At 72.9% G+C, this 11,578-nt stretch carries 8 protein-coding genes; 2 read left to right on the plus strand and 6 right to left on the minus strand.

Annotated elements, in window-relative coordinates; genetic code table 11:
• Positions 1-106: 106 nt before the first annotated feature.
• The 5 genes from ACH499_RS00825 to uvrC form a co-directional block, all read right to left on the minus strand.
• Positions 107-3,061: a M14 family zinc carboxypeptidase gene (locus ACH499_RS00825; RefSeq protein WP_399013038.1), complete on the minus strand. Its 2,955-nt coding sequence runs from the start codon at positions 3,059-3,061 to the stop codon at positions 107-109.
• Positions 3,062-3,292: 231 nt separating this feature from the next.
• Entirely contained in the window at positions 3,293-4,282 is a 990-nt protein-coding gene (whiA, locus tag ACH499_RS00830; protein WP_356206205.1) for a DNA-binding protein WhiA, read from the minus strand.
• Complete coding sequence (gene yvcK / locus ACH499_RS00835) at positions 4,273-5,364, minus strand: uridine diphosphate-N-acetylglucosamine-binding protein YvcK (protein WP_356206208.1); 1,092 nt, start codon at positions 5,362-5,364, stop codon at positions 4,273-4,275. The genes whiA and yvcK overlap by 10 nt, the downstream gene beginning before the upstream one ends.
• A complete protein-coding gene (rapZ, locus tag ACH499_RS00840) occupies positions 5,361-6,395 on the minus strand; it encodes an RNase adapter RapZ (protein WP_356206211.1) in 1,035 nt (344 codons plus the stop codon). The genes yvcK and rapZ overlap by 4 nt, the downstream gene beginning before the upstream one ends.
• Positions 6,392-8,452: an excinuclease ABC subunit UvrC gene (gene uvrC / locus ACH499_RS00845; protein ID WP_399013040.1), complete on the minus strand. Its 2,061-nt coding sequence runs from the start codon at positions 8,450-8,452 to the stop codon at positions 6,392-6,394. The genes rapZ and uvrC overlap by 4 nt, the downstream gene beginning before the upstream one ends.
• A 419-nt stretch (positions 8,453-8,871) precedes the next feature.
• Between uvrC and ACH499_RS00850 the strand changes: the two genes are divergently transcribed.
• Entirely contained in the window at positions 8,872-9,837 is a 966-nt protein-coding gene (locus ACH499_RS00850; RefSeq protein ID WP_356206217.1) for a hypothetical protein, read from the plus strand.
• A 29-nt stretch (positions 9,838-9,866) separates the two neighbouring features.
• Here ACH499_RS00850 and ACH499_RS00855 read toward each other — a convergent pair whose 3' ends face one another.
• Entirely contained in the window at positions 9,867-10,289 is a 423-nt protein-coding gene (locus ACH499_RS00855; RefSeq protein ID WP_399013042.1) for a Rieske 2Fe-2S domain-containing protein, read from the minus strand.
• 272 nt (positions 10,290-10,561) lie between these two features.
• On the opposite strand from ACH499_RS00855, the gene ACH499_RS00860 reads away from it, so the two are divergent.
• Positions 10,562-11,470 (plus strand): carbohydrate kinase, encoded by a 909-nt coding sequence (locus tag ACH499_RS00860; RefSeq protein WP_399013043.1) that lies wholly within the window; start codon positions 10,562-10,564, stop codon positions 11,468-11,470.
• Positions 11,471-11,578: the final 108 nt, after the last annotated feature.

Consider the following 11,578-nt stretch of genomic DNA (forward strand, 5'->3'; position numbering starts at 1 on the left):
CCCGGCATGGCGGTCCGTATCCGCCAGTACGGGTACGGACCGCCCGGGCTTCGGGGACGGATCACCCGATTTCGCTACACCGGTTCAGTTCCCAGGGACCGGATCATCACTCGTTCAGGGCACGCAGCGCCTGTCGGACGAGGGCCGCGCGGTCGGCCGGCGCGGTGAGGTGCTCCAGGCCGAAGCCCAGCAGCACGGTGTCGTCGGTCGTGACCGCCGCGTAGGTCTGGAACAGGGTGCCGGTGCGGGTCCAGTCCTTCAGCACGGCCGGGCTGCCGGGCGGCGGTCCGGACACCCGCCAGGCGCCCAGCGACGTCTCGAAGCCCTCGGTCCCCGTCGCCGTGCCGCCGGTGACGAGGGACGCCTCGTCGGCGAGGACGCCGCGGCCGCCGCTGCCGGGGTCGGTGACGTAGGCGATCGAGACCTCCACGGACCTGCCGGCGTAGGCGCTCAGGTCGAACTCCACCTGCCGCCAGCCGCCGGAGGAGCCGGTGAGGCTGTTCCACGTGCCGCTCGTGCCGGACGCGGTGCAGCCGTCGTCGGACAGGGTCAGGTAGCGCTCCAGCCAGGGGTGGTCGCTGATGTAGAAGCCGGCCGAGCACTCGGACGGCACGGCGGTCCCGGTGGCGCCGCCCGCCTCGGGGAGGGTGGTCCAGTCGTCCGCGCCGGTGGTGTGGGCCTCGACCAGGGCGTGGTCGTAGCCGCGCTCGGTGTCCCACAGGAGCTGGGCGCGGAGCGTGGGCCGGTCGGAGGCGCTGACACCGGTGAGGTCGACGGTGCGGGTGAGGCGCTTGTAGGCGTCGTCGGTGTGCACGGCGGCGGCCATCCACTCACCGGCGTAGGGACCGTACGGGTTCACGGTGCCGGCGAACTTCCCCGCCCCCGCGCTCGCGAACTGCGGGTGGCTCGCCGCCGGCAGCTCGTCCGAGGTCACGCTGTAGGTTCCGGCCGCGTCCAGCGGGTTGCCGGGCGCCGCGCCGAGCGGGCCGCCGGTGGCGTCGAGCGGGCCGGAGCCGGTGAACCCGGTGGCGCCGGAGGTGGACGTGCGGGTGTAGGCGCCCAGGTAGTACTGGCTGAAGTCGTCGGAGGGGTTGCCGCCGCCGAGGTCGACGCTGCCGCCTGCCCGCTCCCCCGCCTCGATCAGCTTGCCGCCCTCGTTGAGGAAGGCGCGCAGCTGGAGCTGGGTGGCGTTGCCCGGGGTGGCCGCGCCGGTGTAGTGGACGACGGTCGCGAAGTGACCGAGGACGCCGAGCGCGTCGGGGGCGCCCTGGGTGGCGACGTCCCAGACGGCGGCCCGCAGGCCGTTGGCCTTGAGGGCGTCCACGTAGGTCTGCGTCTGCGTGGCCTTCACGCCCTCCTCGGCGACGACGAGGACGTCCGCGCGGGGCCGTTCGGCGATCGTGTACGTGAAGTGTTCGCTGGAGACCTTCTTGCCCTGCCGCGTCTCGCCGGTGAACCAGACCTCGACCTTGTCGCCCGGGGCGCCGTCCTTGACCTCGGCCCGGTACTCGTCGAAGTAGAGGTTGTCCTCGCCGCCGTACGTCTCGCCGCCGCGCCAGGGCCTGAGCGCCATGCCGTGGGTGCGGCCGCCGTTGACGCGGTACTTCAGCTCCTTGTCGCGCACCGCCTTGCGGACGACGACGGAGACCTCCTGGTCGGCGCCGCGCGCGTACGAGGTGGTGAAGGGGGCCGGGGTGAAGTCGGCGGCTTCCAGGCCGACCGCGGAGGACGGCCGGTCGGGGTGGGAGGCGGTCTCGGCGACGGAGAGCGCGAAGGGGATGTTCTTGGCGAACTCCTGCTGGATCAGCCTCTCGTCGTCAGGGAAGTTGAAGCCCGACTGGCAGTCGGCCGCGTTCCACTCGTCGTCGGGGTCCATGTCGGACACGGTCTGGCAGGTCGACATCTCGGGGGTGAACATCGCCATGCCGTTGACGTTGGCCGCGTGGCCGTCGGCCTCGCCGTTGGTGGTGTACAGCTCCGAGGAGACCTGCGGGTGGTAGCCGGGGATCGCGGAGTTGTCCGGCGTTCCGGCGAGCGCCTTGTAGAGGACGTCGTCCGGGGTGTCGGTGGCCACCTGCCAGCCGACGCCGTAGAGCAGGAGTTCGGCCGCGGAGTGGTAGTTGATGCCGTAGGCGAAGCCGATGCGCTTCTGGAAGGCGTCCAGCGCCTTGGTCTCGGGCTCGGAGCCGGGGCTCGCGCCGCGATAGGTCTGGCTGGTGGGGTTGGGGGACGAGCCCTCGTCGTCGTAGCCCCACTTGTAGGCGAAGTTGCGGTTGAGGTCGATGCCGTCGCCGGTGCTGATGGCGCCGTCGCCGTTGACGTCGCGCAGGTTCTTGCGCCACAGGCGGTTGGCGGGGTCCTGGAAGGTGTAGTCGTAGCCGTCGGGGTTGGCCGACAGGACGAACCACAGCTCGGTGGAGTCGACGATCTGCCTGATCCGCCGGTCCTTCTTGTAGCTGTCCAGGTAGTGGTGCATCAGCCGCCGGGTCATCTCCGGGGTGATCCACTCGCGTGCGTGCTGGTTGGACAGGTAGAGGACGGATGGCCGGGAGCCGTCCTGCGTCTTCCTGGCGTTCTTGGTGAGTTTGAGCGCCAGGATGTCCTGGCCCCTGACCGTCTTGCCGATGGAGACGACCTTGGTGAGGCCGGGGTTCTGCTGGGCGGTGCGCAGGATCTCCTCCCGCAGGCCGCCGCTGCCGCTGTACGGGCGGAAGACGCCGTCGGCCGCCTTCTCCACGCGCTGCTCGGCGCGGGCGGAGAGGGTGTGTTCGGCGAGGTCGACGCCCTGCTTCTCCAGCGTCTCGGCCTGCCGGTCGGTGAGGTAGACCTCGACGGTCGCGGTGCCCTCGTCGGGGATCAGTTCACCGAGTTCGTGGCCGTCCTGCCCGGCGGCCAGCAGCAGGGGGACCTGTTCCTGGGTGACGTCGGCGCGGAAGACCTTCACTTCGTCCGCGTCCCGGGTGCCCGGGTCCGCGGGTCGTGCCTGGGCGACGGGCGCGAAGCCCGCTCCGCCGATCAGGAGCGCGCCGACGGCGAGGATCGCTCTCGCTCTTCGTCTCATGAACCCCCCTAGCTGGGACCTGTCCGACAGGCCTGGATTCGCCCCAGTGGCGAACAGATGCCAGGCTCATGACACCTCATGATCGAGTCAAGAGCGCGGGACGGACACGCCGAAGCCGGTGCCGGTCACCCAAGTGGACGTCGGCACCGGCTTGTTGACGGCCGGTCGGTCAGGGGCGGGCGGCACCGGCCGGAACCGCGTGCCCGGTACCCGGACCGGCCGGCGGTGCGGTCAGCCGACGAGGTTGTCCGCCAGTTCCTCGCCCAGGTTGGCCTCCGTGCCCGGGATGCCGAGGTCCGCGGCGCGCTTGTCGGCCATGGCCAGCAGGCGGCGGATGCGGCCGGCGACGGCGTCCTTGGTCAGCGGCGGGTCGGCGAGCGCGCCCAGTTCCTCCAGGGAGGCCTGCTTGTGCTCCATGCGCAGCCGGCCCGCGGCGGCGAGGTGCTCGGGCACGTCGTCGGCGAGGATCTCCAGCGCGCGCTGCACCCGGGCGCCCGCGGCGACGGCCGCGCGGGCCGAGCGGCGCAGGTTGGCGTCGTCGAAGTTGGCGAGGCGGTTGGCGGTGGCCCGCACCTCGCGGCGCATCCGCCGCTCCTCCCAGGCCAGCACCGACTCGTGGGCGCCGAGCCGGGTGAGCAGCGCGCCGATCGCGTCGCCGTCGCGGACGACCACGCGGTCCACACCGCGCACCTCGCGGGCCTTGGCGGCGATCGACAGCCGACGGGCGGCGCCGACCAGGGCGAGCGCGGCCTCGGGGCCGGGGCAGGTCACCTCCAGCGAGGAGGAGCGGCCGGGCTCGGTGAGCGAGCCGTGCGCCAGGAAGGCCCCGCGCCAGGCGGCCTCGGCGTCGCAGGTGGCCCCCGAGACCACCTGCGGCGGCAGGCCGCGGATCGGCCGTCCCCGGCCGTCCACCAGACCGGTCTGCCGGGCGAGCTGGTCACCGCCCGCGACCACCCGGACGACGTAACGCGAACCCCGGCGCAGCCCGCCCGGTGCCATCACGATCAGCTCGGAGCTGTGCCCGAAGATCTCCAGGACGTCCCGCTTGAGTCTGCGGGCCGCCATCGCGGTGTCCAGCTCCGCCTCGATCACGATGCGCCCGCTCACCAGGTGAAGGCCGCCGGCGAACCGCAGAACGGCGGATACCTCCGCCTTTCTGCAGCAGGTCCGGGTGACGGGGAGCCGGGAGATCTCGTCCTTCACCGCTGCCGTCATCGCCATGGGCCGATCCTTCCATGCATCCGAAAAATACGGTCGTACGCGGCGGCCAGCAGCTCCGGGTCGTGCCTCGGGGTCCCGTCGGTCCGGGCTACCGGAGCCAGTTCGACCGCGGCGCCGAACCCTTTCGCGGCGTCGGTGAGCGAGTCACGGTCGGGCACGGCTGCTTCGTCGGCCAGCACCACGTCCAGGGCGAGTTTAGGGGCGTGTCGTCCCAAAACCTCCAAATGACGCTGCGGGGAGAAGCCCGCGGTTTCTCCGGGCTGCGGTGCGAGGTTCAGGGAGAGCACCCGGCGCGCCTTCGTCTGGGTGAGCGCGTCCAGCAGTTCCGGCACGAGCAGGTGCGGGATGACCGAGGAGAACCAGGAACCGGGGCCGAGCACCACCCAGTCCGCGTCGAGCACGGCCTCGACCGCCTCGGGAACGGCGGGCGGGTCGTTGGGCACGAGGTGCACGGACTGCACCTCTCCGGGGGTCAGGGCGACCGTGGCCTGTCCGCGGACGGTGTCCACGTCCTCCGGCCGGTCCGGGTCGTGTCCCCTGACCAGGGCCTGCAGCTCCAGCGGGACGGCGGACATGGGCAGCACGCGCCCGTGCGCGCCGAGCAGCTTGCCGACCAGGTCGAGGGCCTGCACATGGTCGCCGAGCTGCTCCCACAGCGCGACGATGAGCAGATTGCCGACGGCGTGTTCGTGCAGGTCGCCCTGGGACTGGAAGCGGTGCTGGATGACGCGGGCCCAGGTCTGTCCCCAGTCGTCGTCCCCGCACAGCGCGGCCAGCGCCTTGCGCAGGTCGCCGGGCGGCAGGACGCCCAGCTCGTCGCGGAGGCGTCCGCTGGAGCCGCCGTCGTCGGCCACGGTGACGACGGCGGTGAGGTCGCCGGTGATCCGGCGCAGCGCGGCGAGCGACGCGGACAGGCCCATGCCGCCGCCGAGGGCGACGACCTTGGGCTGGGCACCGCGGCGGCGCGGGCGGCCGCCGCGGGCCTGTTCGGGCCGGGCGGCACGGGCCTCGGCGGACCTGCCGCCGCGGCCCTCGGGCACCACCCGGCGCAGCCTGCTCAGCCGCGGAGTACGTCCTGTCATTCCCGTCCCATGTCCCGGTGGACGACCACCGTCTCCACGCCCTCCGCGACGAGCCGGGCGGCGAGCTTCTCCGACATGGCCACGGACCGGTGCTTGCCCCCGGTGCAGCCGACGGCGACGGTCACATAGCGCTTGCCCTCACGACGGTAGCCCGCGGCGATCATCTGGAGCAGCTCGGCGTAGCGGTCGAGGAACTCCTTGGCCCCGGGCTGGTTGAGGACGTAGGCCGAGACCTCCTCGTTCAGGCCGGTGAAGGGGCGCAGCTCCGGGACCCAGTGGGGGTTGGGCAGGAAGCGCATGTCCACGACCAGGTCGGCGTCGACCGGCAGGCCGTACTTGAAACCGAAGGACATGACGGTGGCCCGCAGCTCGGGCTCCTCCTCGCCGGCGAACTGGGCGTCCATCTTGGCGCGCAGCTCGTGCACGTTGAGGCTGGACGTGTCGATCACCAGGTCGGCGTCGCCGCGCAGCTCGCGCAGGAGTTCCCGCTCGGCGGCGATGCCGTCGACGATGCGGCCGTCGCCCTGCAGGGGGTGCGGGCGGCGCACCGACTCGAAGCGGCGCACCAGGGCGTCCTCGGAGGACTCCAGGAAGACGATCCGCCGGGTGACGCCGCGGGCGTCGAGGTCGGCGAGGGACTCGCGCAGGTTGTCGAAGAAGCGCCGGCCGCGGACGTCGACGACGACCGCGATCCGCGCCACGTTGCCCTGGGAGCGGGCGCCGAGTTCCACCATGGTGGGGATCAGCGCGGGCGGCAGGTTGTCGACGACGAACCAGCCCAGGTCCTCCAGGCACTTGGCCGCGGTCGACCGGCCGGCCCCGGACATGCCGGAGATGATCACCAGCTCGGGGATGGCCGACTCCGGCACCCCGGGTGCTTCGTTGCCCGTATTCACCTGTGCTCCGTCGTCCTGGTGCCCTTCGGGGAGGGCCGTGGGCGGGGCCGTTTCCCCGCCGTCCGTGATGTGGGTCTGTTCTCGTTCCGTGGTCGGCGGTGTGCCGTGTTCGGACCGCGTGTGGTGCTCGGTCATCTCTCCTGCCCCCGTCGTTCGTCCGGGGTGCCCGCGGACACGGGCTCCCCGGGGGTATCCGCCGTCGTCCCGGGTACCCCGTCCTCTGCTTCTTCCATGATCTCTCCGGTCGCCGTGTTGACGGCCGGCGCGGCCGGGGTCGCCCGGGCGAGGGCCACGGCGACCGTCTCGGCCGTCTTGCGGCCTATGCCGGGCACCTCGCAGATCTGGTCGACGGTCGCCGACCGGAGCTTCTTCACCGAGCCGAAGTGCTTGATCAGGGCCTGCTTGCGGGTCTCCCCCAGGCCGGGCACGTCGTCCAGGGGGCTCGCCCGGAAGCGCTTGGCGCGCTTGCTGCGCTGGTAGGTGATCGCGAAGCGGTGGGCCTCGTCGCGGACCCGCTGGAGCAGGTACAGGCCCTCGCTGGTGCGCGGCAGGACGACCGGGTCGTCCTCGCGGGGCAGCCAGACCTCCTCCAGACGCTTGGCGAGACCGCACACGGCGATGTCGTCGATGCCGAGCTCGTCCAGGGCGCGCTGTGCCGCCGCGACCTGCGGCTGACCGCCGTCGACCACGACGAGCTGGGGCGGGTAGGCGAAGCGCCGGGGGCGGCCGTCCTCGTCCTTGAGGGGCTGCTCCCCCTCCGGGACGTCCTCGCCGTCCCATTCGCCGGTCCGCTCCTTCTCGGCGAGGTAGCGCCGGAAGCGGCGGCTGATCACCTCGTGCATGGAACGGACGTCGTCCTGTCCCTGGAAACCCTTGATCTGGAAGCGCCGGTATTCGCTCTTCCGGGCCAGTCCGTCCTCGAAGACGACCATGGAGGCCACGACGTCGTCGCCCTGGAGGTGGGAGATGTCGTAGCACTCGATGCGCAGCGGGGCGCTGTCCAGCCCGAGGGCGTCGGCGATCTCCTCCAGGGCGCGCGAGCGCGTGGTGAGGTCGGAGGCGCGCTTGGTCTTGTGCAGGACGAGTGCCTGCTGGGCGTTGCGCTGCACGGTCTCCATCAGCGCCTTCTTGTCGCCGCGCTGCGGGATGCGCAGCGACACCCCGGAGCCGCGGCGGCCGGTGAGCCACTGCTGCACCGGCTCGACCGGGTCGGGCAGGGCCGGGACCAGGACCTCCTTGGGCACGGCGTCGCCCTTCTCCTCTCCGTAGAGCTGCTGGAGGGCGTGCTCGACGAGGGCGCCGGTGGTGATGTCCTCCACCTTGTCGGTGACCCAGCCGCGCTGGCCGCGCACGCGTCCGCCGCGCACGTGGAAGATCTGGACGGCCGCCTCCAGCTCGTCCTCGGCGACGGCGATCAGGTCGGCGTCGGTCGCGTCGGCGAGGACGACCGCGCTCTTCTCCATGGCCTTCTTCAGGGCGCCGATGTCGTCGCGCAGGCGCGCGGCGCGCTCGTACTCCATGTCCTCGGCGGCCTCGGCCATCTGCTTCTCCAGGCGGCGCAGATAGGTTCCGGTGCGGCCGGCCATGAAGTCGCAGAACTCCTCCGCGAGCTCCCGGTGGTCCTCGGGGGAGATCCGCTCGACGCAGGGTGCGGAGCATTTGCCGATGTAGCCGAGCAGACAGGGGCGGCCGGTGCGGGTGGCGTTCTTGAAGACACCGGCCGAGCAGGTGCGCACCGGGAACACGCGCAGCAGGAGGTCGACCGTGTCGCGGATCGCCCAGGCGTGCCCGTAGGGGCCGAAGTAGCGCACGCCCTTCTTCTTGTGGCCGCGCATCACCTGGACGCGCGGGAACTCCTCGTTCATCGTCACCGCGAGGTACGGGTAGCTCTTGTCGTCGCGGTACTTGACGTTGAACCGGGGGTCGTACTCCTTGATCCAGGAGTACTCGAGCTGCAGGGCCTCGACCTCCGTGGACACCACCGTCCACTCCACGGACGCGGCCGTGGTCACCATGGAGCGGGTGCGGGGGTGGAGGTTCGCCAGGTCCTGGAAGTAGTTCGCCAGGCGCTGGCGCAGGCTCTTCGCCTTTCCGACGTAGATCACCCGGCGGTGCTCGTCGCGGAACCTGTACACCCCCGGGGAGTCCGGGATCTCTCCCGGCCTGGGGCGGTAGCTGGAGGGGTCGGCCATGACTCACACCCTACTGGCGGGGACCCACACTCCGGCGGGCCTGTGGACGACGGGCGCGGGGGGCTGTGGACAACCGGTCACAGGCGTCGCGGGCGGCGGGATCCGCGGTCTCGGACGACCGGTGACCGGGCCGCGCGGCAGGCCGTACGGCAGGTGTCCGGGGACCGTCCGGGGCTGCCCGGTCACGCGTGGTGGCACCGGGGAGCCGGGCGGAAAGTTCTCGGCCAGGAGTGTGGCGCGGTGCGGCCACAGGTGTTGTCGGGCCTGGGTCAACACGCTTCAATGCGGGGGAAGTCGGGGCCCTGAACCGCGGCGTACGGATGTGAAGACCTCCCCCGCGCCGCGACGGGGGCGGCCCCGGCCGATCCGCGCCGAACGGTCCGACCAGCCGTTGTGAACCTGCACAGAAAGGCCCCTGCATGCCGCACGCCACTCAGTCCGCGGACGCCGACACCGTGGACGCCGTCACGGCGGAGCTCGACTCCGCCCTGCGCGGCGGTCCGTTCCACGTCGCCCTGCGTGCCGCGATCGCCGCTCGCGGGCTGCCGCTGCAGCGGGTGCAGCACCATCTGTCGCGGCAGGGGGTGAAGGTGGGCGTCACCAGTCTGAGCTACTGGCAGCAGGGCGCGCGGCGTCCGCAGCGGCCGGAGTCGCTGCGGGCCGTACGGGCCCTGGAGGAGATACTCCAGCTCCCCGAGGAGTCGCTGATCCGGCTGCTCTCCGACACCGGCGGGCGGATGCCCGCGCAGCGGCCCGCGGTCCGCTCCTACCGCGCCCAGGTGGAGGCGTCGGGTGTCCTCGGCCGGCTGCTGGACGAACTCGGCCACCCTGCCCCGGACGCCGCCCTGCACTCCCTCGCGCTCCACGAACGCGTGCGGATCGGGGCCCGGCGGGAACTGGCCGGGCGCGAGTCGCACCACATCGTGCGCGCCGGCCGCGACGGCGTGGACCGTTACGTCGCCGTCCACCACGGCGACCCGGGCTGCGTCCCCGCGCGCACGGCCGTGCACGCGCTGGAGAACTGCCGTACGGGACGTGTCCGCACCCATCACGGCACCGGGGTGCTGGTGACCGAGCTGCTCTTCGACACGCGTCTGCGGGCCGGGGACACGTACCTCTTCCGTTACCGCTTCGAGGACGGCACCGGGGGCGTGTCGCGCGAGTACCTGCGCGGGTTCGGGGCGGCCGGCGGACAGTACGCGCTCGAGGTGCGGTTCGACGCGGCGGCGCTGCCGGTGCGCTGCCACCGGTTCACACAGCACTCGGCGGCCGCGCCGCGCGGTGGCCTCCGGGACCTGGCGATGAGCGGCCCGCACCGCTCGGTGCACCTCGTGGAGGCCCGGGTCCGGCCGGGCCTGCTGGGCATCGGCTGGGACTGGGAGTGAGCGGGCGCCCCTGACGGGAGCCGGGCCGGTCAGGTCTCGGGGGTGGCGACGATCCGGCCCTGCTTCACCTCGGCCCGCAGTTCCACCAGCGGGACGCTCGCCGGGGCGCGCAGCACCTCACCGGTGCGGGCGTCGAACTCGCTGCCGTGGCAGGGGCAGACGAGCTTGGTGCCCTCCAGCTTCTTGATGGGGCACCCCGCGTGCGTGCAGATCGTGCTGTACGCCTTCAGCGAGCCGTCCTCGGCCCGGCTGACCACCACGTTCTGGTCCCGGTAGAGCTTGGTGGCGCCCTTGGCGACCTCGCCGTCCGTGCCGAGCTCGACGGGCGCGGTCGGCTGGGCGGCCGCGCCGTCGTCGCCCGGCGAGCAGGCGGCCAGACCGAGTCCGGCGACGGGCGTGATCGCCGCCGTGCGCAGGACGGTACGACGGCTCGGGACGGGGCGGCCGGACATGGCATCTCCACTGTTCGAGGGTGTGCACGGCGACGATATCCGGCGGCCGCGGACGCCCGGGCGGTGGGTCTCCCACGCGGAGGTGCCCCGCCGGGGCAGCCGCGCGAGCGCCTGTGCGAGCGTTCATGCGTGCCGCCGTATGGGATACGGTCCCGGCTGGACAAGGGGCCGAGGACCGCACGTCGTGCGGCTGCCCCAGCAGTCCGAGCAGCCTTCCGAGCAGCCGGAACAGTCCCCGCGAGCCCCCGCCCGGCCCCTGAAAGGACCCTCCCGTGATCGTCGTCGCCGGTGAGGCACTGATCGACCTGGTACCGCAGGGCACGGGCGCCCTCGCCGCGCTGCGCCCGGCGCTGGGCGGCGGCCCGTACAACACGGCCGTGGCACTGGGCCGCCTCGGCTCCCCCACCGCCTTCTGCTCCCGCGTGTCGTACGACGCCTTCGGCGAGGCGCTGCTGGACCGGCTGCGCGAGACCGGTGTGGACGTGTCGCCGGTGCAGCGCGGGCCCGAGCCGACGACGCTCGCCGTGGCCACGGTCGGCGCGGGCGGCTCGGCCGCGTACACCTTCTACGTGGAGGGGACCGCGGACCGGCTCTTCACGGCACCGTCCGCGCTGCCCTCCGGCACCCGGGCGGTGTCCTTCGGCACCTGTTCGCTGGTGCTGGAGCCGGGGGCGAGCGCGTACGAGGCGCTGCTGCGCGAGACGGCCGCGCGGGGCGTGTTCACCGTGCTCGACCCGAACATCCGGGCCGGACTGATCCCGGACCCGGACGCCTACCGGGCCCGGTTCACGAGCTGGCTGCCGTCGGTGTCGCTGCTCAAGGTGTCCGTGGAGGACGCCGCGTGGCTCGGCGGGGCGCCCCGGGAGTGGCTCGCGGCCGGCCCGGCGGCGGTCGTGGTCACGCGGGGCGGCGAGGGGCTGACGGTGTTCACCCGCGACGGGGGCGAGTACGCGGTGCCGGGCGAGCGGGTCGAGGTGGTGGACACCATCGGCGCGGGCGACACGGTGAACGCGGCGCTGCTGCACGGCCTCGCCGCGCGGGACGCGCTGAGTGAGCGGGCGGTGGCGGCGCTGGGGCCCGACTGCTGGGCCGAGCTGCTGGGGTTCGCCGCCCGGGCGGCGGCGGTCACCTGCTCGCGTGCGGGCGCGGAGCCTCCGTACGCCCATGAGGTGGCGCTGTGACGGCCCCCGGGGCCGTTCGGCGCTGCGGCACCGGAACGCGGGTGGAGCCGGCGGGCGCCTGAGGCGCCGATACGCGGACGCGCCGTGCCCCACGGGTCTTCCGTGGGG

The sequence above is a fragment of the Streptomyces sp. NPDC018947 genome, from assembly GCF_044390505.1.
GTDB lineage: Bacteria > Actinomycetota > Actinomycetes > Streptomycetales > Streptomycetaceae > Streptomyces.